Origin of the sequence: unidentified bacterial endosymbiont, assembly GCF_918797525.1 — a bacterium.
Lineage (GTDB): Bacteria > Pseudomonadota > Gammaproteobacteria > Enterobacterales > Enterobacteriaceae > Enterobacter.
The window spans coordinates 3,390,475-3,414,815 of sequence record NZ_OU963893.1 but is presented as its reverse complement, the minus strand read 5'-3'; the positions used below and the strand labels follow the sequence as shown (position 1 = coordinate 3,414,815).

The window sequence follows — 24,341 nt, the reverse complement described above, 5'->3', positions numbered from 1 at the left end:
GTTGTGATTGCGCCCGGTGGCGTTGTGCCACCGGGCTTTTTTCTCGCCTGAAGACAGGCAAAAAAAAGCCAACCTCACGGCTGGCTCAGAGTATAAACACGAACTTATTTCGCGTTGTGCGCGTGGTCGTCTTCGCGGCAATCGCCTTCTGCACAGTGGCCGTACAGGTACAGGCTGTGGTTGGTCAGGCGGATGCCATGACGTGCAGCGATTTCACGCTGGCGTGATTCAATGGAATCATCGCTGAATTCAATGACCTTGCCACAGTCCAGGCAAATCAGGTGATCGTGGTGGTGCTGCTGAGTCAGTTCGAAAACAGATTTACCGCCTTCGAAATTATGGCGGGTAACAATGCCCGCGTCATCAAACTGGTTTAGAACGCGATAGACAGTTGCCAGTCCAATCTCTTCGCCCATGTCGATAAGACGTTTGTAAAGGTCTTCCGCACTGACATGGTGATTGTCTGGCCCCTGAAGCACTTCAAGGATTTTCAACCGAGGAAGTGTTACTTTCAGGCCAGCTTTCTTTAATGCGGTGTTGTTGTCAGTCATGCGGAATCTGTCCTGTTGCTAAACGATTCACTTCTACAGATGAAGTGACAGAAAATGCACTTGGGATAATGCGTCTCATTATAGAACTGCCATGGCTAGATGAAAACTGCAAGTCTCAAGCAAAGTATGCTTATAAAAACGTGGCATCACCAACAAACTTGCTCGATGGCACCCACTTTTATCAGGGGGATATTGTACAGGTCTGAACGAAAAAGTTAAAAGTTTGTAGCAATTAATTTAATCGGTTTTACCTGGCAAACGGGCGCAACCGGAGCTGCGCCGCAGGGAAATCAAGCGCTTAGGATCTCATCCAGGTTCAGCTCTTCGCGTACCTGCTTAACCCATTTTTCAACACGCTCAGCGGTCAATTCCGGCTGGCGGTCTTCGTCGATAGCCAGGCCAACGAAGTGATCGTCATCCGCCAGGCCTTTAGAGGCTTCGAAGTGATATCCAGCCGTTGGCCAGTGGCCGACAATCGCCGCGCCGCGCGGCTCAATGATATCGCGAATGGTGCCGAGTGCATCACAGAAGTACTCTGCATAATCTTCCTGGTCGCCACAGCCAAACAGCGCGACCAGCTTACCGTTGAAGTCCACTTCTTCCAGGGTCGGGAAGAAATCATCCCAGTCACACTGGGCTTCACCATAGTACCAGGTCGGGATGCCCAGCAGCAGAATGTCATAGCCTTCGAGATCGTCTTTGCTGCTCTTGGCGATGTCGTGCACATCGGCAACGTCTTTACCGAGCAATTTTTGAATGTTTTTTGCGATATTTTCGGTATTGCCGGTATCACTGCCGAAGAAAATGCCGATGATTGCCATGAGTAAAATAACCTCTTGAAACGTAATAGTATGGTGGCGCGATTTGTCCACGGATAAGGGCAATAGTAGCAGATCAGACAACCCTGCGGAAACAGCAATCACGCAGGACTGCACTCTGTGCTACATGAAAAGCGTGATTAAGAGGCTTTAAAGACTTATACCTTGCCGCGTAGCGTCTCAAGTTGGGCAATCAACATCTCTTCAATCAGTTCGCTGCGGCTAATACTGCGCGCATCAGCCAGCTCGTTAAGCGCATCGACGGCGTCAGCGTTGAGCTTCAGTTCGACACGCTTAAGCCCACGAGTTTTATCGCGTTTAAGCTGGTTGCGTTTATTAATACGCAGCTGTTCATCGCGCGAAAGCGGATTCGTTTTCGGTCGTCCCGGTCGACGCTCATTCGCGAACAGATCTAGTGTCGTACGGTCCGTTTGTTCTTTGGCCATGATTATGAGACTTCGGGGGAAACACGCCGCCCTGCTAATGCCCGGGCGATAAGCGCGCCATCATACATCAGGGAAAACGACACGCCAACGACTGGAAGCCCGCAACCATCCAGTCGCTGCCTTTTTAGTCAATTTGTCCTGTCAGCGAGATAGCGACGGAGAGCCCGCAATACGGCGTCAGGTTTTTCCGCGTGAACCCAGTGCCCGGCCCCGGCAATGACGTGCGTGCGCGCCTGTGGAAATTGTGCCAGCAAGGTGTCGCGACAGGCGTCAGTGACGTAAGGCGAGTTGCCGCCACGAATAAAGAGGGTCGGGTGCTGCCACGCAGGCAGGGGCGTCCAGCCAACAATGTGTGAATACTGATCCCACAGCGCCGGAACGTTAAAGCGCCACTGGCCGTCGACGAAGGACTTTAGCAGAAACTGTACCACGCCTTCTTCACTTAAATGCTCACGCATAATGGCTGCAGCCTGCTGGCGGGTAGAGACGCCCGCTTCGGTGACCGCATTAATGGCCGTAAAAATTTCGTCGTGACGGCGTACGGCGTAATCCACGGGTGCTACGTCAATCACGACCAGACCATCAATACGCTCCGGCGCAACTGCGGTCAGCGCCATTACCGCTTTGCCGCCCATCGAATGGCCAATCAGTGTGACCTTTTGCAGGCCGTTAGCATCCAGCGTATCCAGCAGATCCTGCGCCATTGCCGCATAGGTCATCTCCTCTGAACGGCCGGAAAGACCGTGATTTCGCATATCAACCTGCAAAATATCGTGATCGGTAACCAGATCGCGCGCCAACACCCCCAGGTTATCAAGGCTGCCAAAGAGCCCGTGAACCAGTATGATGGGAGAATTATTGTTCAGCGATTGTGCAGATTGCGCTCGGGTATTCAATTTCATGGCAAAGTTCTTTTTTTACGTATGTCAGGTTAAGGTATCATGTTGACCATTCTGCCGCCCGGGGGCAAGGATCCAGTTTATTCTGACTTTTGCCGCCAACCCGGCTTGACGCTATCCGCTGTTGAGATTTGACCTTATAATCTCAACGACTTGTATTCAGATAAGATATCGCACTGGATTAAGATGAAAACAATCGAAGTTGATGACGAGCTCTATCAGTTTATTGCCAGCCATACCCGGCATATTGGGGAGAGCGCGTCCGACATTTTACGGCGCATGCTTAAAATTTCCGCCGCCTCACAGTCTGCGACGCCTGTCGCTAAAGATGTCGCGTCTCAACCGAGCGTTGTCGCACCCGTAAAGCCTGCTGTAGCCCAGGTCAAAGATAAAGTACGTGCGATGCGCGAGCTGCTGCTCTCTGATGAATACGCAGAGCAGAAAAAAGCGGTCAACCGTTTTATGCTGGTGCTGTCTACACTCTATTCACTGGATAACAAAGCGTTTGCTGAAGCGACCGAATCGCTGCATGGTCGTACTCGCGTCTATTTTGCGGGTAATGAGCAGACGCTGTTACAAAATGGCAACCAAACCAAGCCCAAACATCTCCCTGGCACGCCGTACTGGGTCATCACCAATACCAACACGGACCGCAAGCGCAGCATGGTTGAACACATCATGCAGTCGATGCAGTTCCCGGCGGAATTGATTGATAAGGTTTGCGGTACAATTTAACCCTTGCATTAGAAGGACCAGGCAATGGCAAATCACAGCCGTGCAGGCCAACCTGCACAACAAAGCGATTTGATTAACGTCGCGCAACTGACCGCGCAGTATTACGTGCTGAAACCGGTCGTGGGCAACGCAGAACACGCAGTGAAGTTTGGTACATCAGGCCACCGCGGTGGTGCGGCTCGCCAAAGCTTTAACGAACCGCACATTCTGGCCATTGCCCAGGCTATCGCGGAAGAGCGCGGCAAAAATGGCATCACTGGTCCCTGCTATGTTGGAAAAGATACACACGCGTTATCTGAACCGGCGTTCATTTCCGTGCTGGAAGTCCTTGCGGCTAACGGCGTCGACGTGATCGTTCAGGAGAACAACGGCTTCACCCCCACCCCTGCAGTCTCTAACGCAATTCTGGTGCACAACAAAAAAGGCGGGGCGCTGGCGGACGGTATCGTGATTACGCCTTCCCACAATCCGCCGGATGACGGGGGGATCAAATACAATCCACCGAACGGCGGCCCGGCAGACACCAACGTTACCAAAGTGGTGGAAGACCGCGCTAACGCACTGCTGGCTGATGGCCTGAAAGGCGTGAAGCGCATTTCATTTGACGAGGCAATGGCGTCAGGCCATGTGCTGGAACACGATCTTGTGCAGCCATTCGTGGAAGGACTGGCGGATATCGTCGATATGGCGGCGATTCAGAAAGCCGGTCTCAAGCTGGGGGTTGATCCGCTGGGCGGTTCCGGTATCGAATACTGGAAGCGTATTGGCGAGCATTACAAGCTGGATCTGACCATTGTGAACGATCACGTGGATCAGACGTTCCGCTTTATGCACCTGGATAAAGACGGCGCAATCCGTATGGACTGCTCTTCCGAATGTGCGATGGCTGGCCTGCTGGCTCTGCGCGACACATTCGACCTGGCGTTCGCCAACGATCCGGATTACGACCGCCACGGTATCGTCACCCCGGCAGGGCTGATGAACCCAAACCACTATCTGGCTGTCGCTATTAACTACCTGTTCCAGCATCGTCCACGGTGGGGCAAAGAGGTTGCTGTCGGTAAAACGCTGGTCTCCTCGGCCATGATTGACCGTGTGGTCGACGCGCTGGGCCGCAAGCTGGTTGAAGTCCCGGTCGGGTTCAAATGGTTTGTTGACGGGCTGCATGACGGCAGCTTTGGTTTTGGCGGCGAAGAGAGCGCAGGGGCATCTTTCCTGCGCTTCGACGGCACGCCGTGGTCGACCGACAAAGACGGCATCATTATGTGCCTGCTGGCGGCGGAAATCACCGCGGTTACCGGTAAGAACCCGCAGGAACATTACAATGAGCTGGCGGAACGCTTTGGTGCGCCAAGCTATAACCGTATTCAGGCTGGGGCGACTTCTGCCCAGAAAGCGGCCCTGTCCAGGCTCTCTCCTGAGATGGTCAGCGCCAGCACCCTGGCAGGCGATCCTATCACTGCCCGCCTGACGGCGGCTCCGGGTAACAATGCTTCTATTGGCGGTCTGAAAGTGATGACCGAAAACGGCTGGTTCGCCGCGCGTCCATCCGGGACGGAAGATGCGTACAAAATCTATTGTGAAAGCTTCCTCGGCGCTGAGCATCGTCAGCAGATTGAGAAAGAAGCGGTAGAGATTGTTAGCGACGTGCTGAAAAACGCGTAAATGCTGGTCTGGTGCTCTCACTATGCATCAAAAACGGCAACCTGCAGGTTGCCGTTTTGCGTTTAGCTAACCATGTTTATTCTTCAGTTCAAATCTTGGCGACACCAGCCCATACAGCGTCCAGCCCATAAAAGTCACTATCGCGCCGTAGAGCATCGCTTCCTGACCGGAAGAGTAGAGCGCATAGAAGCTGTAAACTGCCCCCATTAGCGCCACAACGTTGGCCGCCCTCGCTTTACCCGGATCAACGTTCGCCACCTTCTGAATAATCACCAGCGCCGCCATCGACAGAATGTACGGAATGATGTTGGTGACGACCGCCAGGTTAACCAGTACGTTAAACTGGCTGTTCAGCGACGGGCTTATGGTCATCAGCGCCAGGCAACTCTGGAAGATAACGATCGCTAACATGCCCTGCACCGGCGCGTCAGATTGCGTCACACGGGCGAATATTTTCGGGAAATAACTCTCATCAGCCGAGGATTTAAACACCTGGGCGATGGTGAATTGCCAGCCGAGAAGCGAACCGCAGCATGAGATGACCATCAGCCCCATAATGACTTTCCCTGTTTCCGGTGTAAACATCTGCGCGAAGGCCAGGCCGAACGGCGCGGTGGAGTTGGCGAGATCGCTATTCGGCACAATCCCTGCGATAACGTTGGTCGAGATGATATAGATAACCGCCGCGCCCAGCGTGCCGCCGAGCACCGCAATGGGAACATTCTTCTCGGGATTTTCCACCACTTCAGCATTGGCACAGGCAGATTCCAGGCCGAGGAAGGCCCATAACGTCATGGCGATAGATGATCCCACTGCGGTAAAGAACGGTACATGGTGCGGATTCCAGGAATGGGCGTACAGCGTTGGGCTAAACCAGAACCAGCCGATGATGCACAGCCCTACAACCGGAATAATCACCCCCCAGACGGTAATGCTGCTAAGCTGTCCGGTGATACGTGCGCCGCCAAAGTTAGCGAGGGTGCAAATCCACAGCACGCCGATGGTCGCCAGCCCAATTTGCACCGGGGTGAGCGTGGCACCAAACAGCTCCGTGCCATAACCGACGGCGGAAATAGCAATTGCCACGTTGGCGATCAGCAGCGACACGCCATAGGTATAGTTGGCCATAAAGTTGCCCGACTTGCCAAACGCGTACTCCGCATAGCCGCCCATCCCGCCTGACTTGCGGCTGAACATTCCGCATTTGGCGAATGCCCATGCCAGTGCCATTGAACCCACGGCCGTCACCAGCCAGGAAATGATCGAAAGCGTACCTACTTCGGCAAGTTTGGTGGGGAGCATAATAATTCCTGATCCCATCATATTCACCATTGTAAGGATGGTGAGTTGCACCACGCCCATTTTATTGGACTTACTCATAATTGCTCTCCTTTCAGCAGCGCGGTCTGAACGGCAGGTTGTTTGATAACGTTACAGCGAACCTGTTGATGACCGTCACACTCTTCGATATACACGCCCTGCAGTTCCGGCGCGAAGCCGGGCAACAGATTGATCCCTTCCTCCAGTGCCGCAAAGTAGCGCAGCACTGAACCGCCCCAGACTTCGCCCGGGACCACGCATAACACGCCCGGTGGATAAGGCAGCGCACCTTCGGCGGCAATCCGGCCTTCGGCATCGCGCAGGGAAACCAGTTCGACGTCGCCACGCAGATAGGCGTAGTTCGCCTGTTGCGGGCTCATTACCACGCGCGGGAAGTGGGACTGACGGAACATCTCTTTTTGCAGCTGTTTGACGTTGTGACGCGCATAGAGCTCATGCATTTCCTGGCAGATCTGGCGCAGGCTATAATCCGCGTAGCGCTGGGGATAGTGTTTACAGATGGAGGGCAAAACCTCCTTAAGAGGAGCATCCGTCTGGAGCCGTTTTTCAAAATGTACCAGTTGAGCAACCAACTGCTGCAATTTGCCCATATCCTCTGCAGGCGTGAGCAGAAACAGGATGGAGTTGAGGTCGCATTTTTCCGGCACGATGCCGTTTTCACGCAGAAAGTGGGCAAGGATGGTGGCGGGCACGCCGAAATCCTCGTACTCACCGGTGCGGGAATTAATGCCCGGCGTGGTCAGCAGCAGTTTGCAGGGGTCGATAAAATACTGATGTTCAGCATAGCCCTCGAAAGCGTGCCAGTTCTCACCCGGCACAAAGTGGAAAAAGCGCAGGTCCGTGGCAATCTCTCCCGTGTCCCAGCTTTCCCACGGCCGGCCATCCACCGTATCCGGTACGAACGGGCGAATAAACTGGCAGTTCTCAAGAATAAGCTTGCGCGCTTCAATGCCGGTTACCACGCAGTCCATCCACATATTGCGACCACTTTGCCCCTCGTGCATGCGGGCGTTAATGTCCAGCGCGGCAAACAGAGGATAGAACGGGCTGGTGGAGGCGTGCATCATAAAAGCGTTGTTGAGGCGTTTATGCGGAACATACCGCGACTGGCCTTTAATGTGGCGGTCTTTCTTATGGATCTGCGAGGCTTGTGAAAAGCCGGCCTGTTGTTTATGCACCGACTGAGTCACCAGGATCCCTGGGTCATTTCCGTTCAGCTCCAGCAGCAGCGGTGAGCAATCGGCCATCATGGGGATAAATTGCTCGTAACCTACCCAGGCGGAGTCAAAGAGGATGTAGTCGCAAAGATGGCCTATTTTATCGACTACCTGGCGAGCGTTATAAACGGTGCCATCATAGGTCCCGAGCTGGATCACCGCCAGACGGAACGGCCGCTCATCGCGTGCGCGTGCAGGCGCAACGTCTGCCACCTGTTCACGCAGGTACCTCTCATCAAAGCAGTGGGCGTCAATCCCGCCGATAAAGCCGTACGGATTGCGCGCTGTTTCCAGATAAACCGGTGTTGCGCCAGCCTGCAGGAGTGCGCCGTGGTGGTTAGATTTATGGTTATTGCGATCGAACAGCACCAGGTCGCCTGGGGTAAGCAGAGCGTTAAGCACCACTTTATTGGATGATGAAGTTCCGTTCAGCACGAAGTAGGTCTTATCGGCATTAAACACCTTTGCCGCATGCTGTTGAGCGATGCACGGCGCGCCCTCATGAATCAGCAGGTCGCCCATGGCGACATCGGCATTACAGAGATCTGAGCGAAAAAGCGTTTCACCGAAGAAATCGACGAACTGATTTCCAGCAGGATGGCGGCGAAAAAATTGCCCGCCCTGATGGCCCGGGCAGTCGAATGCGCTGTTACCCTGTTTTACGTAATCGACCAGGGCGCGGAAAAACGGTGGGCGCAGTTGGGTTTCATACTTTTGCGCGGCGGCCTCCAGTTGGCGTCCGTAGTAGTCGTTACTGGTCTCTGAGTACTCAAAAACGCCATGGATCCGCGATAAATATTCTGCCGGTATGATCTCTTCTTTATACGTGGCGATAAATAAAGGGATAGCAAAACCGGTTGCTTCTATTTGTTCTATTGCTCCGCGGGAAATATCACTTACCGCCAGAACGATAGCGGCAACATCAATATAATCCGTGGTGTTAATATCCACCAGTTCACGGTGAGTGGTAAAACATTCAGGGCATGCTCGACTGGCTGCGATTTTCAAACTTTTCATTTTCATCTCTTTATTTCAGGTAATGGGAGTCCGTCGATTTCTGGTATGAAAGAAATCGATAACGTCCCGAAAAAAAGCAAAACACGCTCACTGAGAAGCGCTCGGTGAATGGCTTTTTAAGCGTGGAAATTTAGTCCGCCCGGCGGCGGAGAAGTCTTAATCAGGCGAAATGAGCGCACGGGTTCACAGGCAATGGCCTGTAAATTAACGTAATTATGTGTGACCTGTAAGCGGGTGCGCCTGTAACAGAAGGACTACCGGGCATTAAAGAGATGAAAGTCAAAGCAGTTTCGGTGGGCAAACATCATGATATGCGTTGTCCGCCTTATATGGGGCATTAAGCGATTATTGTTTTCCATTTCCATTTTCCTTTCAGTAATCGAAAGCAATGTCATTTTATCCAGGAAAACATGATTATCTGTGAAACAGATCACCGTTAAACGATCAAAATAGAAATAAATATTCGTTTTATATGAATACAGCAGTTCGAACTTCTCAGTTGTTGAACAGGTGTTATTTTAATGTTTTATGTATGTTTTTAAATGCGCGGTAATTTATCGCTAAAGGGCGGGGGGGTTAATTTTTGCAACGTGTCTGTTTTCTGGTTTTATTTATACGAAAAAAAAAGTGAATAAGTATTCAAAGCATAAACCGATAACCAATACCGGTTTCAGTTAATAAATGACGGGGACGGGCGGGGTCACGTTCCAGCTTCTGACGAAGATGGCCCATATATATGCGTAAATAATGACTATGTTCTACGGCGTTGGGTCCCCAAACCTGACTCAACAGCTGGCGCTGGGTAAGCACTTTACCGTGGTTGTTGAGCAACACGGCGAGCAGTCGAAACTCAATAGGGGTAAGGTGAATTTCTTCTTCGCCACGCACAATACGACGTGCGGCAAGATCGACGCGGATATCGCCAAAGGTATACACCGGATCGGTGGGCGTAGAGGCACTGTGTCGACGCAGGGCAACGCGAAGGCGGGCCTGCAGCTCGCCAATGCCAAACGGCTTGATGAGATAGTCATCCGCGCCGGCATCCAGGGCCGCAATTTTATCCGTCTCTTCTGTGCGCGCAGAAAGCACCAGAATCGGCATCTGGCTCCACTGGCGAACCTCACGAATGAAATCGATACCGTCGCCGTCCGGCAGCCCGAGATCGAGGATAACCAGATCCGGCTTGCGCGTGGCGGCTTCAATTAAACCCCGCTGTAGGGTGCCAGCCTCATGAACGCGCAGGCCGTCCCCTTCCAGCGCCGCACGCAGAAATCGACTGATGGCATGTTCGTCTTCAACGATCAGAACGTTAATCACAAATCCTCGGGTAATTCATCAAGTTCTGGCGGGCGTTCCAGTGGAAGTGTAACACAAAAACGCGCGCCTCCCTCCGGGCGATTCTGCGCCGAAAGGGCGCCACCGTGGACCTCAATGATCGCCTGGCAAATCGCCAGACCCAGTCCGACGCCCGGAATGGCGGACTCCTTGCTTCCCCGGGCAAATTTTTCGAATATCGCCTGCTCTTGTCCCTTGGGAATGCCTGGCCCCGTATCCCAGACATCAAGCCGGAACGTCTGGTCATCCACGGTGGCATCCACACCAATCTGCGCTTTTACGCCCGCATATTTACCGGCATTTTCCAGTAGATTAATAAGAACGCGCTCAAACAGCGGGCCATCGACGTGAATTAAGGTCAGCGGTTCGGGTATGTTCAATGCAATATGACGACCGCCCAGACCCGGCTCCAGCATTTTCAAGGCACTGCCTATCACTTCCTCGATTGTCAGCCACTCTTTTTTCAGGTTAAACCCACCCGACTGAATGCGCGCCATATCAAGCAAGTTGTTTACCAGACGCGTGGTATTTAGCACATGCTGGCGGATTTCACTGGCCTGGACGGCATGTTTTGAGCCTTCGGCGGCAAGATCCAGCGTCAGAATTTCTGACTGACCGAACAGCACGGTGAGCGGCGTTCGCAGATCGTGGGAGAGCGCCGCCAGCAAGGAATTCCGTATGCTCTCCCGCTCGCTGGCCAGACGCGCCTGCTCTTCGCTGGTGGTGAGCGCCAGGCGTTCCAGCGCGCTGGCGACCAGTAGGGTAAAGGTCTCCAGCAGACGCTGCTGCTCGGGGATCATTAACTGACGCAGATTTGAAGGCTCAACGATAACCAGCCCCTGATTTTTATTCGCGCTGCGCAGCGGCAAAATTTGATAGGGTACGCCGGGCAGCGTGTCCGTCCCGGCGCCTGCAGGCTGTGCCTTGTCAAAACTCCAGCGGGCGATAGCTTCATCCCAGGGCGTCATGCCTGAGGATGACGTCAGCGGGCGCAGCTTCCCCTGTTCATCCGGGAGCAATATCAGGTTGCTGGCGTTAAACGTCGAGCGGATAAACTGCTCGCTGGTGTGCACAATATCCAGCGGCGTGCGGCCAACGGCCAGCGATTTAGACATCTCATACAAATGACGTGTGCGCTGTTCGCGGTAGCGGGCAATGCGCGCCTGATAGCGAACGCCAGCGGTCAGATTCCCAATCACCAGCCCGACGGTGAGCATTACGCCGAAAGTCAGAATGTACTGCACGTCGGAAACGGCGAGCGTTCCGCGCGGAGAAATAAAGAAGAGATCGAAACTGACGACGTTAATCACCGTTGCCAGCACCGAAGGCCAGCGTCCATAAAAGAGGGCTACCACCACCACGCCAAGCAGGTAAATCATCACCAGGTTGGCCGCGTCGAAGGCGATTAGCCACTGGCTGGCAATCACGGTGATCAGCGCGCAAAGTACCACGGCGATAAGGCAGCCACGGATCTGAATCCGCCATTTATCGCTGAAAGTGCGGGTATCCGCAGTACGGTTGGGCAGCGGGGCGGGTTTGTCGTCCTGTGCCACGATGACTAAATCCAGATCGGGGGCACGTCGGGCCAGTTTGTCAGCAAACGATTCGCGGCCAAACCAGCGCTGGCGCTGGCGACGGCCAATAACAATTTTGCCCAGGTTGTGTTCACGCGCATAACGCAGTATGGCTTTGTCCTCCAGGGGATCGGACAGGGTGGCTGTTTCCGCCCCCAGCTCCTGCGCCAGGCGTAAGGCGTTGAGTATGGCGCGACGCTGAGGTTCAGGCAGCGCATGGAGGTGAGGTGTTTCAACATAGACCGCATGCCAGACGCTGCCAAATTTTGCCGCCAGCCTTGCTGCGGTACGCACCCGTTTTTCATTACCGCTGCCGTGGCCGATACAGAGCAAAATGGCGTCACGGGTATGCCAGACCCGTTCCTGGCCCTGCAGATCGCGCCAGGCACGCATCTGGTCATCAACACGATCGGCGGTACGGCGCAGGGCCAGCTCACGTAGCGCAATCAGGTTACCTTTGCGAAAGAAATGTTCGATGGCTCGCTCGGCCTGGCCTGCAATATAGACCTTGCCTTCATGCAGGCGCTGACGTAAATCGTCCGGGGGCAGATCCACCAGCACCACTTCATCAGCGGAATCAAAGAACGGATCGGGAACTGTCTCCCGCACCTGAATGCCGGTCACGCCGCTTACCACATCGTTCAGACTTTCGAGATGCTGCACATTGACCGTCGTAAATACGTCAATGCCGGCTTCGAGTAACTCTTCGACATCCTGCCAGCGTTTCGGATGCCGTGAACCTGGGGTGTTACTGTGTGCCAGTTCATCCATCAGAATAAGCGCCGGGCGGCGGGCGAGGGCCGCATCCAGATCAAATTCGGTGACCCGCCGCCCACGATGGCTAATGCGACGGGGGGGCAGAGTGGCCAGCCCCGTTAATAACGCTTCTGTCTCTTTGCGGCCGTGGGTTTCCACCACGCCCGTTAAAATAGCAAGCCCCTGCGCCCGAAGCCGTTTAGCCTCTGTCAGCATGGCGAAGGTTTTCCCGACCCCCGCGCAGGCGCCGAAGAAAATTTTCAGTTTCCCACGATGGGCTTCAGCCGTCTGTTCGAGTAGCTTGTCCGGATCCGGGCGCATGGGTTCATCGGTCATTTAGTTTTTCCTTAGCGCGTCCAGCGCCAGATTAAGCTCAACAATGTTTACTCCCGGCATACCGATGAAACTGACCAGCGGCTGTTGCGTGTGTCTGGCGACCAGCTCGCTCACCCGATCAACCGTCAGTTGACGCGCAGCGGCTACGCGCGGGATTTGCCATGCGACCGCGTCCGGCGTCAGGCTGTAGTCCAGCCCGCTTGCGGAGGCCGTCACCAGCTCGACGGGAACCTCGCGGCTGGCCTGCGGATTGGCGGCACGCAGGGCAGCGACGCGCTCTGCGATGGCTTTATCCAGAGCCGGGTTGCTGCCCGCCAGATTACTCCCGCCCGAGGCCATCGGATTATACGGGCTTTCAGCGGTGGCGGAAGGGCGGCCGTGGAAGTAGCGGGCGTCCGTGAAGTTTTGTCCAATCAGGCGCGAACCACGGTTTTCACCGTTCTGGATAATCAGCGAGCCATTGGCTTGATCCGTAAACCACCACTGACCGAGCGCAGTAGTGACCAGCGGGTAAAGCCCGCCGGTGACCAGAGACAACAGAATAAACAGAAGTATAGCGGGGCGTAACAGTGTCATTTGATTCACCTTTTAAACCAGACCGAACAGGGTCAACAGCAGGTCGATAACCTTGATCCCAACGAAGGGCGCCACCAGTCCGCCCAGGCCATAAATCCACAGGTTCCGGCGCAACATGGCGGCCGCGGTTAATGGCTTATAACTCACTCCTTTCAGCGCCAGCGGGATCAGGAAGACAATGATCAGTGCGTTAAAGATAACTGCGCTAAGAATGGCCGAGTCCGGGGAGTGCAGGTGCATGACGTTCAGCGCATTGAGCTGCGGATAAGTCGCAGCAAAGGCCGCCGGGATGATGGCGAAATACTTCGCCACGTCATTAGCGATACTGAAGGTGGTGAGGGAGCCGCGCGTCATCAGCATCTGCTTGCCGATGTGGACGACTTCAATCAACTTGGTGGGGTTAGAGTCCAGATCGACCATATTACCCGCCTCTTTTGCCGCCTGGGTTCCGGAGTTCATCGCCACCGCTACGTCGGCCTGCGCAAGGGCCGGGGCATCGTTAGTGCCATCTCCCGTCATCGCCACTAGGCGTCCCTCTGCCTGATACTGACGGATCAGCGCCAGCTTGGCTTCCGGCGTCGCTTCGGCGAGGAAGTCATCCACCCCTGCTTCGGCGGCAATGGCGGCGGCGGTCAGGCGGTTGTCGCCGGTGATCATCACCGTTTTGATCCCCATTTTACGCAGTTGGGCAAAGCGCTCTTTGATGCCGCCTTTAACGATATCCTTCAGGGAAATCACACCCAGCACATGCGCGCCTTCGGCAACGACCAGCGGCGTTGCCCCCTGGCGGGCCACATTCTCAACCAACTGATCCACCTCGGGCGGGAAATGCCCGTTGTTGGCGTCAATATGGCGACGTATGGCATCAACGGAACCCTTACGGATCATCCGGTCCTGAATGTCGATACCGCTCATGCGGGTTTGCGCGGTGAAAGGGACAAACGTCGCATTAAGGTTTTGCACGTCACGCTGGCGCAGGTTAAAGCGCTGCTTCGCCAGAATGACAATGCTGCGGCCTTCGGGGGTTTCATCGGCAAGGGAAGAGAGTTGCGCGGCATCGGCCAGCGTTTTTTCATCTATGCCGGGAGCGGGCAAGAACTGTGATGCCTGACGGTTTCCAAGGGTAATGGTCCCGGTTTTATCCAGCAGTAACACGTCAACGTCACCCGCCGCCTCAACGGCACGTCCGCTGGTGGCCATAACGTTTGCACCCAGCATACGGCTCATCCCGGCCACGCCGATGGCGGACAGCAGGCCACCGATGGTGGTTGGGATCAGGCACACCAGCAGAGCAACCAGTACAGTGGTACTAACCGCCGTACCGCCGTATGCTGAGAACGGCCACAGGGTGGCGGTTGCCAGCAGAAAGACAATGGTCAGGGCAACCAGTAAAATGGTCAGGGCAATTTCGTTCGGCGTTTTCCGACGCTGCGCACCTTCCACCATGGCGATCATCCGGTCGAGGAAAGTTTCACCCGGGTTGACGCTGCACTGAATAACCAGCCAGTCGGAAAGAATACGCGTCCCGCCCGTCACGGAGGCGAAGTCACCGCCGGATTCACGAATAACCGGCGCGGATTCCCCGGTAATGGCGCTTTCGTCTACCGAAGCGCCGCCCTCAATCACTTCCCCGTCGCAAGGGATGATGTCCCCGGCTTCCACCAGCACCACGTCGCCTTTGCGCAGTTCATCTGCCGGAACGTGGTCCATCTGCGCGCCGTATTTTGGTTCGCGTAATTTGCGCGCAAAAGCAGTCTTTTTCACCCCTTTCAGGCTGTTGGCCTGGGCTTTGCTCCGGCCTTCCGCCAGGGCTTCGGCGACGTTGGCAAACAGCACGGTAAACCACAGCCACAGGCTGATAGCGCCGGTAAATATTGCGTTCCCGAATAGGTGGCCCGTTCCCATGGCAATCGCCAGCGCGGTGGTCAGCACACTCCCAATCCAGACGATAAACATCACCGGATTGTGCCACTGTACGCGCGGGCTCAGCTTTTTCACCGCATCCATGAAGGCCTGACGAACTAACGACGGTTCAAGCAGGGCCAGTTGTTTACGACTCATGACAAATTCTCCGCAAAATCAGCGTAATGAGAGGATTTCCGCGACCGGGCCTAACGCGAGGGCGGGAATAAAGGTCAGGGCGCCTACCAGCAACACTGTGCCAATCAGCAGCCCGGTAAAAAGCGCGCCATGGGTGGGTAGCGTACCGGTGGTGGCGGGCTGTATTTTTTTACTGACCAGAGAGCCCGCAATCGCCATGACCGGCACGATCACGCCAAAGCGGCCAACCAACATGCAAAACGCCAGCAGGCAGTTCCAGAACGGCGAGTTGGCGCTTAAGCCTGCGAAGGCACTGCCGTTGTTGTTGGCGGCAGACGAGACGGCGTACAGCACTTCGCTAAAGCCGTGAATGCCGGGGTTAAAGATGCCGCTGCGGCCGGCGTCGGTCATCAGCGCTAGCGCGGTACCGAGCAGCACGAGGGCAGGGGTGACCAGAATGGCCAGCGCGGTAAACTTCATTTCCCGTACATCAATTTTTTTACCGAGGTATTCCGGGGTACGGCCAATCATCAGGCCTGCGATAAATACCGCCAGCAGCACAAAAAGCAACATGCCGTACAGGCCAGAGCCCACGCCGCCAAATACCACTTCACCAATTTGCATCAACCACATCGGGAACATGCCGCCGAGGGCTGTGAAGGAGTCGTGCATCGCATTCACCGCCCCGCAGGAGGCTGCCGTGGTCACCACCGCATAGAGGCTGCTGGCAAGAATGCCAAAGCGGCTCTCTTTACCTTCCATATTGATGTTGCTGTCAGCGCCCAGCGACATGAAGTGGCTGTTACCCTGCCACTCTGCCCACATCACCAGCGCGACGCAGACCACGAAAATGAGCGACATTGTCCACAGCAGCGTACGCCCCTGACGACGGTCGTTGACGACATCACCGAATGCAAAGCAGAGCGCAGCGGGGATCAGGAAGATCGCCAGCATCTGCACGACGTTAGTAAGCGCTGTTGGGTTTTCAAACGGGTGCGAGGAGTTGGCATTGAAGAATCCGCCGCCGTTGGTGCCGAGCATTTTTATCGCCTCCTGCGACGCAACAGGGCCCATTGGCAGGAGGTGTTTTGCCCCTTCAAGCGAGGTATAAGGTGCGTAAGGCAGCAGGTTTTGCAGCGAGCCTTGCTGGATAAAGAACAGCGCAATAAGCAGTGAAAGGGGGAGCAGAACCCACAACGTGATGCGCGTGATGTCTACCCAGGCGTTACCCAGCGTACTGCTATTCTGACGGACGAAGGCGCGCGTCAGGGCAAAGATCACAGCTATCCCACTGGCAGCTGAGAGAAAGTTCTGCACGGTCAGTCCAGCCATCTGGCTGAAGTAGCTGAGCGTGGTTTCACCGGCATAAGATTGCCAGTTGGTATTACTGACGAAACTGACGGCGGTATTTAGCGCAAGGTGCCATGAGAGACCCGGCAAACGCTGGGGGTTCAGCGGCAGACTCCCCTGCAGCATCAGCATGGCAAAGAGTACGCAAAGACCGGTGATGTTAAGCACCAGAATAGCCAGCAGGTACTGTCGCCAGTTCATCTCCCGATCGTCAATTCCAAGAACCCGCCATATTCCTTTTTCAATGCGGCCCGTAGCCGGTAAGGCCACATTGTTGATGAGCCTCGCAAGCCCGGACCCCAAAGGCCTGGCCAGAACAAACAACACCAGTAAAAAGCTGGCAATCAGTAAAAACGCCTGAGCGGCCATCAGAATGCCTCCGCATTAATCAGGGCATAAACCAGATAACCCAATAACAGGAACACCAGCACGATGCCGGTAATCAGACCTGCACTCACAATCCACCTCCGGGTGACATTTGTATTGGTGCTAACGGTAGGATTTACGGCGCAAAGATTTCGCAAAAATCAGGACTGGAGATGTAAAAAAAGTATAAAAATGGCAATGCCCACAATTTAACTATTGTTAAGTAAATATTTAACTTTTTTGTAACTTTATTACGCTAAATATGTAAATAATCAATAAACGACTGCAAATAAGTGGTCGGATGAGTAGTAAAATTACGCACAAAGCGATAGTATTTTATCCAGGCCACAGATTTTAAATTTTCCGGAACAGATTTCCGGCCAACTACAGGGGAGAAAAATATGGATCTTTATAAAGCGTATCCGGCACACATCATTTTCATGCGTCGCGCTTTCGCCGTAGTGGCTGGCGTGCTGGCACTGCCGGTGATGCTTTTCTGGAGAGATCGTGCACGTTTTTATAGTTATCTGCACCGTGTCTGGGTGAAAACCAGCGAGAAACCGGTGTGGATGGACCAGGCCGAAAAAGCGACCTGTGATTTTTACTGACACTAAGATCGCAAACGGCCATAAAAAACCGCCAACAGAAATGAGTAATGCCGGTCAGTTGCTTAACTGACTGGCATTACTCCTCGGGCGGCCTTTTTTATTTCATCCCGTCTACACTTCATGGCAAAGTAGTTCTATGCATGCCTTTATCCTTTTATTGCATGCCCTTACGGACATAATGGACAATTGCCTGGAGTTTTATGCCCACCTATATGGTTTGGTTTCGCGCGGATTTACGCATTCACGATAATATTGCACTCGCGGCCGCCTGCCGCGCCAAAAACGCCAATGTGCTGGCCCTGTTTATCGCCACGCCTGAGCAGTGGCAGCAGCACGACATGGCGCCCAGGCAAGCGGCATTACTCAGCGCGTCTCTGAATGATCTGCAACATTCGTTGGCTAACAAAGGCATTCCGCTAATCTATAAAGAGGTGGATGATTTTGCCGCACAGCTCCGGATGGTGCAGAAAACGTGTGAGCAGCATAACGTCACGCATCTTTTCTATAACTACCAGTACGAATTCAACGAGCAACAGCGCGATCGTCAACTGGAGAAGGTGCTGGACGATGTGGTCTGTGAAGGATTTGATGACAGCGTCATGCTGCCGCCGGGCAGCGTGATGACCGGCAACCACGAAATGTATAAAGTGTTTACGCCCTTCAAAAATGCCTTTATCAAACGCCTGAAAGAGGCGCTGCCGGAGTGCGTTGCCGCGCCTGCGGTGAGAGGGGAGCCCTTAACGGATCTGCCCCAACTGGCCTTTGATTACCCTCAGCAGACGTTTGATGAAACCCTGTTTCCCGCCAATGAAAAAGCGGCCATCGCCCAACTGCGCCAGTTCTGCAAGCAGGGTGCGGCTGATTACAACGCGCGTCGGGATTTTCCAGCGATTGAAGGCACCAGCCGTCTGTCGGCCTGCTTAGCCCTGGGCATGCTCTCTGCGCGACAGTGTCTGCATCGTCTGCTGGCGGAACAGCCGCAGGCGCTGGACGGCGGCGCGGGTTCTGTCTGGCTGAATGAACTTATCTGGCGTGAGTTTTATCGCCATCTGATGACCTATCATCCTGATTTATGTAAACATCGGCCCTTCATTCGTTGGACTGATAATGTACAGTGGCAGTCGAATGAGAAGCGGCTTAAGGCATGGCAGCGTGGTCTCACCGGTTTCCCGATTGTTGATGCGGCTATGCGGCAGCTTAATGAAACCGGGTGGATGCATAACCGCCTGCGGATGATCGCCGCCAGCTTCCTGGTGAAGGATCTGCTTATCGACTGGCGAATCGGAGAGCGCTATTTTATTTCTCAGCTGATCGATGGCGATCTCGCCGCGAATAACGGCGGCTGGCAGTGGGCTGCCTCCACCGGAACCGATGCCGCACCTTATTTTCGCATTTTTAATCCGACCACCCAGGGACAACGATTTGATGCAGAAGGCGAGTTCATCCGCCGCTGGGTACCTGAACTTAAGGATGTTCCCGCGAAAGCGATTCACGACCCGTGGGTATGGGCGGATAAACAGAGCGTGACGCTTGATTACCCTCGTCCGATTGTCGACCATAAACAGGCGCGCGTCGCCACGCTGGCGGCGTACGAAGCCGCCCGTAAAACATAAGGGAGTGATGATGAAAAACAGTGAACTGGAAAGCCTGATTAACGAAAAACTCAACAGCGCCTCCTTCAGCGACTATGGGCCAAATGGCCTGCAGGTGGAAGGACGTGAAACGGTGAAGAAAATCATCACCGGCGTGACGGCAAGCCAGGCATTGCTGGATGAAGCGGTACGTCAGGAAGCCGATGCGGTGATTGTCCACCACGGTTATTTCTGGAAAAACGAATCACCGATTATTCGCGGCATGAAGCGCAACCGTCTCAAAACGCTGCTGGCAAATGACATCAACCTGTACGGGTACCATCTGCCGCTGGACGCGCACCCTGAACTGGGAAATAACGTTCAGCTTGCGCAACTGCTGGGTATCACGGTCATGGGGGAAATCGAGCCGCTGGTGTCCTGGGGCGAGCTGGCTATGCCGGTTCCCGGGCTTGAACTGGCCTCGTGGATAGAAGCGCGTCTGGGGCGTCGCCCGCTGTGGTGTGGGGACACGGGGCCCGATAAGGTGACGCGTGTCGCCTGGTGTACCGGTGGCGGCCAGGGCTTTATCGACAGTGCAGCGCGCTTCGGCGTCGACGCATTTATTACCGGTGAAGTCTCCGAGAAGACGGTTCACTCCGCCCGCGAGCAGGGGCTGCATTTTTACGCGGCAGGCCACCATGCTACCGAGCGCGGCGGTATTCGCGCCCTCAGCGAGTGGCTGACGGAAAATACCGATCTGGATGTCACCTTTATTGATATCCCTAACCCAGCCTGACGAGGTATCAGAGTGCAGCGAGCGCGTTGTTATCTTCTGGGTGAATCCGCCGTGGTTCTGGAGCTTGAGCCGCCGGTGACGCTTGCCACGCAAAAGCGTATCTGGCGGCTGGCCCAGCGCCTGCCGGAGATGCCGGGGGTGATTGAAGCTATTCCGGGTATGAATAATATCACCGTGGTGCTGCGCAACCCGCACACGGGGGCGCTGGATGCCATTGAACGTCTGCAGCGCTGGTGGGAGGAGAGCGAGGCGCTGGAGCCGGAATCCAGGGCCGTTGAGATCCCGGTCGTCTACGGCGGCAAGAGTGGCCCCGATCTCGGCGTGGTCGCCGCACACTGTGGGTTAACCGAAAAGCAGGTGGTGGCGCTGCACAGCTCAATCGAGTATGTCGTCTGGTTTTTGGGCTTTCAGCCGGGTTTTCCCTATCTGGGCGGGCTATCGCCCCAGTTGCATACTCCGCGCCGGGCTGAGCCGCGTCTGAGCGTGCCGGCAGGCACCGTGGCGATTGGTGGCGAGCAAACGGGAATTTATCCGCTCGCTTCACCGGGGGGCTGGCAGCTTATCGGGCACACCTGCACGCCGTTATTTGAACCACGCCAGGATGCGCCAATCCTTCTGCGTCCGGGCGACACCCTTCGCTTTATCCCGCAGAAGGAGGGGGTATGTTAACGCTGATTCGCGCAGGACTTTACACTTCGGTTCAGGACGCCGGTCGCTTTGGCATGCGCCAGTCGGGCGTCAGCTATTGCGGCGCGCTGGACCGCCCGGCGCTAGAGATTGCTAACCTGCTGGTGGGCAATCCGGGCAGCACGGCGGCGCTGGAAATTACGCTCGGCCAGTGCGTGATCGAATTTAGCCAGGAGACCTGGTTTGCCTTAACCGGTGCCGGATGTGACGCCATGCTGGAGGGAAAAGCGGTGTGGACCGGCTGGCGCTTGCGGGCGAAAGCCGGGCAACGTCTGACCCTTAAACCTCCCCGGCACGGAGTACGTAGCTATCTTGCCGTGGCGGGTGGCCTTGACGTACCGGAGGTGCTGGGCTCATCCAGCACCGATCAGAAAGCGGGCATTGGCGGACATGAAGGACGCTTACTGCGCGACGGCGATCGGCTGGCAATCAAGCCTTCAACGCGGCACTATGCGACGACGCAGGGTGTGAAGCAACTGCTGTGGGGAAACCACATCCGCGCCTTACCGGGGCCGGAATATCATGAGTTTGATGAGGCCTCAAAGGAGTCTTTCTGGCGCTCGCCGTGGAAAATCAGCCCGCAGAGTAACCGCATGGGTTACCGCCTGCAGGGGCAACCGCTGACCCGAACAACTGAGCGGGAACTGCTCTCCCACGGCTTACTGCCTGGGGTTATTCAGGTTCCGGGTAACGGGCAGCCCATTGTTCTGATGAATGACGCGCAGACGACCGGTGGTTACCCGCGAATTGCCTGCATTATCGAAGCCGATCGCTACCATCTGGCGCAAATTCCTCTCGGTCAGCCGATTCACTTCGTGCAGTGTTCGCTGGAGGAGGCGCTGAAAGCGCGCCAGGATCAGCAGCGTTATCTGGAGCAGCTGGCCTGGAGGCTCGATGGTAAAGATTGATTTAAACGCCGATCTGGGTGAGGGCGGCGAGGCAGATGCGCAACTGATGACCCTGGTTTCGTCGGTCAACATCGCCTGCGGTTTCCACGCGGGTGATGCGCAAACCATGCTGGCGAGCGTGCGCAATGCTGTCAAAAACGCTGTGGCGATTGGCGCTCATCCAAGTTTTCCCGATCGGGAGAACTTTGGCCGTACGGCGATGGATCTTCCTCCTGAGACGGTTTATGCCCAGGTGCTTTACCAGATTGGCGCTCTGGCGGCGATTGTTGGCGCGGAGAATGGCGAGATGCGCCACGTGAAGCCGCACGGCATGCTTTATAACCAGGCGGCAAAAGACCCAATTCTGGCGGAGGCGATTGCCCGCGCGGTGAAGGATTGCAACCCACAGTTGATCCTTGTTGGTCTGGCCGGGAGCGAGCTTATTCGCGCCGGCAAACGCCTGGGGTTAACCACTCGTCAGGAGGTGTTCGCTGACCGGGGCTATCAACCGGACGGTAGCCTGGTGCCTCGCACGCAGCCTGGCGCGCTCATTACCGATGACGCATTGGCGTTGGCTCAGACGCTGGAGATGGTGCGTTCAGGGCGTGTCACGGCGATTGACGGCACGTGCGCGCCGGTTAAGGCCGAGACGGTTTGTTTACACGGTGATGGCGAGCATGCGCTGCAGTTTGCGCGCAGCTTGCGGGCGGCGTTTGCGCAGCAGGGTATTCGCGTCAGTGCCTGAATTCACGAAAAGGATAAAAAATGCCTGAAGGTCCGGAGATCCGCCATGCGGCGGATGGCCTGGAGGCGGCGATAAAGGGTAAACCCCTGACCGACGTCTGGTTTGCTTTTACTCAACTAAAACCGTTTGAATCACAGCTGGTGGGGCAGACGGTGACCCATTGAGAAGACGACGATCTCTTCAGGACCGTTTTACGGGTGCCTGCACTGTCAGAAATAAAAGCAAAACGGCAACTCACATTGCCGTTTTTACTGATTTCAGCCGCTCCCGTGGGAGAGAGCGTCAGGCCGCGCCCATCAGTTATTTTTAATATCAGACTTAAAATCGCGCTGCTCATAGCCGGTATACAGCTGACGAGGACGGGCGATTTTCATACCTTCGCCGTGCATTTCGTTCCAGTGCGCAATCCAGCCCACGGTACGTGCCATGGCAAAAATGACGGTGAACATGGAAGATGGAATGCCCATCGCTTTCAGGATAATGCCGGAGTAAAAGTCGACGTTCGGGTAGAGTTTCTTCTCGATGAAGTACGGGTCGTTAAGCGCGATGTGTTCCAGCTCCATGGCCACTTCCAGCAGATCGTCTTTCGTGCCCAGCTCTTTCAGTACGGCATGGCAGGTTTCACGCATTACGGTTGCGCGGGGATCATAGTTTTTGTAAACACGGTGACCAAAGCCCATCAGGCGGAAGGAGTCATTCTTGTCTTTCGCGCGGCGCACGAATTCAGGAATGTGCTCAACGGAGCTTATCTCTTCCAGCATCTTTAGCGCCGCTTCGTTCGCGCCGCCGTGCGCCGGTCCCCACAGGGAAGCGATACCCGCAGCGATACAGGCAAACGGATTCGCGCCTGACGAGCCTGCAGTACGAACGGTGGAGGTCGACGCGTTCTGTTCGTGGTCAGCGTGCAGGATCAGGATACGGTCCATTGCGCGTTCCAGCACCGGGTTGACAACATACTCTTCGCACGGCGTGGAGAACATCATGCGCAGGAAGTTACCTGCGTAAGAGAGGTCATTACGTGGGTAAACAAACGGCTGACCGATAGAGTATTTGTAGCACATCGCTGCCATGGTTGGCATTTTTGACAGCAGACGGAACGCCGCGATATCACGGTGACGTGGATTATTCACGTCCAGAGAGTCATGGTAAAACGCCGCCAGCGCACCGGTAATACCGCACATCACCGCCATCGGGTGAGAGTCACGACGGAACGCATGGAACAGACGGGTAATCTGCTCATGGATCATGGTGTGACGAGTTACGGTAGTGACAAATTCATCGTATTCAGCTTGGGTCGGATTTTCGCCGTTCAGCAGGATGTAGCACACTTCAAGATAGTTGGACTCGGTGGCTAACTGATCGATGGGGAAGCCGCGATGGAGCAGGATACCTTCGTCACCGTCAATGTAGGTGATTTTGGATTCGCAAGATGCGGTAGAGGTAAATCCAGGGTCAAAGGTAAATACTCCTTTGGAACCCAGCGTACGGATATCAATAACATCCTGACCGAGCGTGCCTTTTAGCACATCCAGTTCAATAGCAGTGTCACCACCCAGGGTGAGCTGTGCCTTTGTATCAGCCATTTACGGTCTCCTTAGCGCCTTATGCTTAAGACTGCTGTTCACCGGATTTGCCTTCAGCTGTTAATCACCGTTACCAGATTGTTATTTGGCTTACCGCTCAGCTCACGAGGAGAAACCAGGGTACAGAGCTATGGCGCCTTGCAGGTAAACGAATGAAATATCAGTGAAATAACAGCAAATCAGTGTTTTTGCAGCCCGAATTATTCAAACCTGTATACCACTAATAACTGTCCTGATAACTTCGGTCAATACCATCACACTGTTGCATAACTATTTCTCAGGTGAAAGGATGACCTCATAACTTTTGCGCATTATATGCCTTTTCTGATGACGTTTGTAACAATATTGTTTAACATTTGTCAAATCAGATGATTAAAAATTAAAAATATGTTGTTATCGTGACCCTGATCACTGTTCCAGAGAAAACCCGACAAACTGTATG

At 54.9% G+C, this 24,341-nt stretch carries 22 protein-coding genes and 2 pseudogenes; 9 read left to right on the top strand and 15 right to left on the bottom strand.

What is annotated here, in order from left to right; genetic code table 11:
• Window positions 1-104: 104 nt before the first annotated feature.
• From fur to ybfF, 4 genes are all read right to left on the bottom strand, one after another.
• Window positions 105-551: a ferric iron uptake transcriptional regulator gene (gene fur, locus NL510_RS16245; RefSeq protein ID WP_253378136.1), complete on the bottom strand. Its 447-nt coding sequence runs from the start codon at window positions 549-551 to the stop codon at window positions 105-107.
• Between the two features lie 290 nt (window positions 552-841).
• Window positions 842-1,372 carry a flavodoxin FldA gene (gene fldA / locus NL510_RS16240; RefSeq protein ID WP_253378135.1) on the bottom strand — a complete coding sequence of 177 codons (531 nt, stop codon included), beginning with the start codon at window positions 1,370-1,372 and terminating at the stop codon, window positions 842-844.
• 155 nt (window positions 1,373-1,527) lie between these two features.
• Complete coding sequence (ybfE, locus tag NL510_RS16235) at window positions 1,528-1,815, bottom strand: LexA regulated protein (protein ID WP_253378134.1); 288 nt, start codon at window positions 1,813-1,815, stop codon at window positions 1,528-1,530.
• Between the two features lie 128 nt (window positions 1,816-1,943).
• Window positions 1,944-2,717 (bottom strand): esterase, encoded by a 774-nt coding sequence (ybfF, locus tag NL510_RS16230; RefSeq protein WP_253378133.1) that lies wholly within the window; start codon window positions 2,715-2,717, stop codon window positions 1,944-1,946.
• A 183-nt stretch (window positions 2,718-2,900) separates the two neighbouring features.
• Here ybfF and seqA point away from each other — a divergent pair, with 183 nt between their 5' ends.
• Both seqA and pgm read left to right on the top strand, forming a co-directional pair.
• Window positions 2,901-3,449, top strand: a complete 549-nt coding sequence (gene seqA / locus NL510_RS16225; protein ID WP_253378132.1) for a replication initiation negative regulator SeqA — start codon at window positions 2,901-2,903, stop codon at window positions 3,447-3,449.
• 24 nt (window positions 3,450-3,473) lie between these two features.
• Window positions 3,474-5,114, top strand: coding sequence for a phosphoglucomutase (alpha-D-glucose-1,6-bisphosphate-dependent) (gene pgm, locus NL510_RS16220; protein ID WP_253378131.1), 1,641 nt, complete (start codon window positions 3,474-3,476; stop codon window positions 5,112-5,114).
• Between the two features lie 66 nt (window positions 5,115-5,180).
• Here the strand turns inward: pgm and potE are convergent, their stop codons facing one another.
• The 9 genes from potE to kdpF all read right to left on the bottom strand — a co-directional run bounded on the left by potE (window position 5,181) and on the right by kdpF (window position 17,114).
• The gene (gene potE, locus NL510_RS16215) at window positions 5,181-6,494 is read right to left on the bottom strand and encodes a putrescine-ornithine antiporter (RefSeq protein WP_253378130.1); all 1,314 of its coding nucleotides are present in this window, start codon (window positions 6,492-6,494) and stop codon (window positions 5,181-5,183) included.
• Window positions 6,491-8,689, bottom strand: a complete 2,199-nt coding sequence (speF, locus tag NL510_RS16210) for an ornithine decarboxylase SpeF (protein ID WP_253378129.1) — start codon at window positions 8,687-8,689, stop codon at window positions 6,491-6,493. The genes potE and speF overlap by 4 nt, the downstream gene beginning before the upstream one ends.
• A 254-nt stretch (window positions 8,690-8,943) precedes the next feature.
• Window positions 8,944-9,048 carry a leader peptide SpeFL gene (speFL, locus tag NL510_RS16205; RefSeq protein WP_003858645.1) on the bottom strand — a complete coding sequence of 35 codons (105 nt, stop codon included), beginning with the start codon at window positions 9,046-9,048 and terminating at the stop codon, window positions 8,944-8,946.
• Between the two features lie 280 nt (window positions 9,049-9,328).
• Window positions 9,329-10,006, bottom strand: a complete 678-nt coding sequence (kdpE, locus tag NL510_RS16200; RefSeq protein ID WP_253378128.1) for a two-component system response regulator KdpE — start codon at window positions 10,004-10,006, stop codon at window positions 9,329-9,331.
• Window positions 10,003-12,690, bottom strand: coding sequence for a two-component system sensor histidine kinase KdpD (gene kdpD, locus NL510_RS16195; protein ID WP_253378127.1), 2,688 nt, complete (start codon window positions 12,688-12,690; stop codon window positions 10,003-10,005). The genes kdpE and kdpD overlap by 4 nt, the downstream gene beginning before the upstream one ends.
• Window positions 12,691-13,266 carry a potassium-transporting ATPase subunit KdpC gene (gene kdpC, locus NL510_RS16190; RefSeq protein WP_253378126.1) on the bottom strand — a complete coding sequence of 192 codons (576 nt, stop codon included), beginning with the start codon at window positions 13,264-13,266 and terminating at the stop codon, window positions 12,691-12,693.
• 12 nt (window positions 13,267-13,278) lie between these two features.
• Entirely contained in the window at window positions 13,279-15,327 is a 2,049-nt protein-coding gene (gene kdpB / locus NL510_RS16185; RefSeq protein ID WP_253378125.1) for a potassium-transporting ATPase subunit KdpB, read from the bottom strand.
• Window positions 15,328-15,345: 18 nt separating this feature from the next.
• Window positions 15,346-17,025 carry a potassium-transporting ATPase subunit KdpA gene (gene kdpA / locus NL510_RS16180; RefSeq protein ID WP_253378124.1) on the bottom strand — a complete coding sequence of 560 codons (1,680 nt, stop codon included), beginning with the start codon at window positions 17,023-17,025 and terminating at the stop codon, window positions 15,346-15,348.
• Window positions 17,025-17,114 (bottom strand): K(+)-transporting ATPase subunit F, encoded by a 90-nt coding sequence (gene kdpF / locus NL510_RS16175; protein ID WP_015386886.1) that lies wholly within the window; start codon window positions 17,112-17,114, stop codon window positions 17,025-17,027. The genes kdpA and kdpF overlap by 1 nt, the downstream gene beginning before the upstream one ends.
• 309 nt (window positions 17,115-17,423) lie before the next feature.
• Between kdpF and NL510_RS16170 the strand changes: the two genes are divergently transcribed.
• From NL510_RS16170 to NL510_RS16140, 7 genes and pseudogenes are all read left to right on the top strand, one after another.
• A complete protein-coding gene (locus tag NL510_RS16170; RefSeq protein WP_253378123.1) occupies window positions 17,424-17,630 on the top strand; it encodes a YbfA family protein in 207 nt (68 codons plus the stop codon).
• 200 nt (window positions 17,631-17,830) lie between these two features.
• A complete protein-coding gene (gene phrB, locus NL510_RS16165) occupies window positions 17,831-19,243 on the top strand; it encodes a deoxyribodipyrimidine photo-lyase (protein WP_253378122.1) in 1,413 nt (470 codons plus the stop codon).
• A 10-nt stretch (window positions 19,244-19,253) separates the two neighbouring features.
• A complete protein-coding gene (locus tag NL510_RS16160) occupies window positions 19,254-19,997 on the top strand; it encodes a type 2 GTP cyclohydrolase I (RefSeq protein ID WP_253384964.1) in 744 nt (247 codons plus the stop codon).
• A 12-nt stretch (window positions 19,998-20,009) separates the two neighbouring features.
• Window positions 20,010-20,666: a 5-oxoprolinase subunit PxpB gene (gene pxpB, locus NL510_RS16155; RefSeq protein ID WP_253378121.1), complete on the top strand. Its 657-nt coding sequence runs from the start codon at window positions 20,010-20,012 to the stop codon at window positions 20,664-20,666.
• Window positions 20,660-21,592, top strand: a complete 933-nt coding sequence (pxpC, locus tag NL510_RS16150; RefSeq protein WP_253378120.1) for a 5-oxoprolinase subunit PxpC — start codon at window positions 20,660-20,662, stop codon at window positions 21,590-21,592. Before pxpB ends, pxpC begins: the two co-directional genes overlap by 7 nt.
• Window positions 21,579-22,316 carry a 5-oxoprolinase subunit PxpA gene (gene pxpA, locus NL510_RS16145; protein WP_253378119.1) on the top strand — a complete coding sequence of 246 codons (738 nt, stop codon included), beginning with the start codon at window positions 21,579-21,581 and terminating at the stop codon, window positions 22,314-22,316. Before pxpC ends, pxpA begins: the two co-directional genes overlap by 14 nt.
• 20 nt (window positions 22,317-22,336) lie before the next feature.
• Window positions 22,337-22,477: pseudogene (locus NL510_RS16140) on the top strand (endonuclease VIII); the annotation flags it as partial.
• Between the two features lie 135 nt (window positions 22,478-22,612).
• Here NL510_RS16140 and NL510_RS16135 read toward each other — a convergent pair.
• Window positions 22,613-23,899: a citrate synthase gene (locus NL510_RS16135; protein ID WP_253378118.1), complete on the bottom strand. Its 1,287-nt coding sequence runs from the start codon at window positions 23,897-23,899 to the stop codon at window positions 22,613-22,615.
• Between the two features lie 204 nt (window positions 23,900-24,103).
• A pseudogene (locus NL510_RS23075) lies at window positions 24,104-24,166 on the bottom strand (hypothetical protein); the annotation flags it as partial.
• Window positions 24,167-24,341 lie beyond the last annotated feature (175 nt).

Excerpts from the sequence above, each read along its gene's own strand:
- seqA (WP_253378132.1), top strand. The coding sequence starts at position 2,901 with ATGAAAACAATCGAAGTTGATGACGAGCTCTATCAGTTTATTGCCAGC.
- kdpC (WP_253378126.1), bottom strand. The coding sequence starts at position 13,266 with ATGACACTGTTACGCCCCGCTATACTTCTGTTTATTCTGTTGTCTCTG.
- kdpD (WP_253378127.1), bottom strand. The coding sequence starts at position 12,690 with ATGACCGATGAACCCATGCGCCCGGATCCGGACAAGCTACTCGAACAG.
- phrB (WP_253378122.1), top strand. The coding sequence starts at position 17,831 with ATGCCCACCTATATGGTTTGGTTTCGCGCGGATTTACGCATTCACGAT.
- pgm (WP_253378131.1), top strand. The coding sequence starts at position 3,474 with ATGGCAAATCACAGCCGTGCAGGCCAACCTGCACAACAAAGCGATTTG.
- kdpB (WP_253378125.1), bottom strand. The coding sequence starts at position 15,327 with ATGAGTCGTAAACAACTGGCCCTGCTTGAACCGTCGTTAGTTCGTCAG.
- NL510_RS16135 (WP_253378118.1), bottom strand. The coding sequence starts at position 23,899 with ATGGCTGATACAAAGGCACAGCTCACCCTGGGTGGTGACACTGCTATT.
- potE (WP_253378130.1), bottom strand. The coding sequence starts at position 6,494 with ATGAGTAAGTCCAATAAAATGGGCGTGGTGCAACTCACCATCCTTACA.
- NL510_RS16170 (WP_253378123.1), top strand. The coding sequence starts at position 17,424 with ATGGATCTTTATAAAGCGTATCCGGCACACATCATTTTCATGCGTCGC.
- NL510_RS16160 (WP_253384964.1), top strand. The coding sequence starts at position 19,254 with ATGAAAAACAGTGAACTGGAAAGCCTGATTAACGAAAAACTCAACAGC.
- ybfF (WP_253378133.1), bottom strand. The coding sequence starts at position 2,717 with ATGAAATTGAATACCCGAGCGCAATCTGCACAATCGCTGAACAATAAT.
- speF (WP_253378129.1), bottom strand. The coding sequence starts at position 8,689 with ATGAAAAGTTTGAAAATCGCAGCCAGTCGAGCATGCCCTGAATGTTTT.
- pxpA (WP_253378119.1), top strand. The coding sequence starts at position 21,579 with ATGGTAAAGATTGATTTAAACGCCGATCTGGGTGAGGGCGGCGAGGCA.
- fldA (WP_253378135.1), bottom strand. The coding sequence starts at position 1,372 with ATGGCAATCATCGGCATTTTCTTCGGCAGTGATACCGGCAATACCGAA.
- kdpA (WP_253378124.1), bottom strand. The coding sequence starts at position 17,025 with ATGGCCGCTCAGGCGTTTTTACTGATTGCCAGCTTTTTACTGGTGTTG.
- ybfE (WP_253378134.1), bottom strand. The coding sequence starts at position 1,815 with ATGGCCAAAGAACAAACGGACCGTACGACACTAGATCTGTTCGCGAAT.
- pxpC (WP_253378120.1), top strand. The coding sequence starts at position 20,660 with ATGTTAACGCTGATTCGCGCAGGACTTTACACTTCGGTTCAGGACGCC.
- speFL (WP_003858645.1), bottom strand. The coding sequence starts at position 9,048 with ATGGAAAACAATAATCGCTTAATGCCCCATATAAGGCGGACAACGCAT.
- fur (WP_253378136.1), bottom strand. The coding sequence starts at position 551 with ATGACTGACAACAACACCGCATTAAAGAAAGCTGGCCTGAAAGTAACA.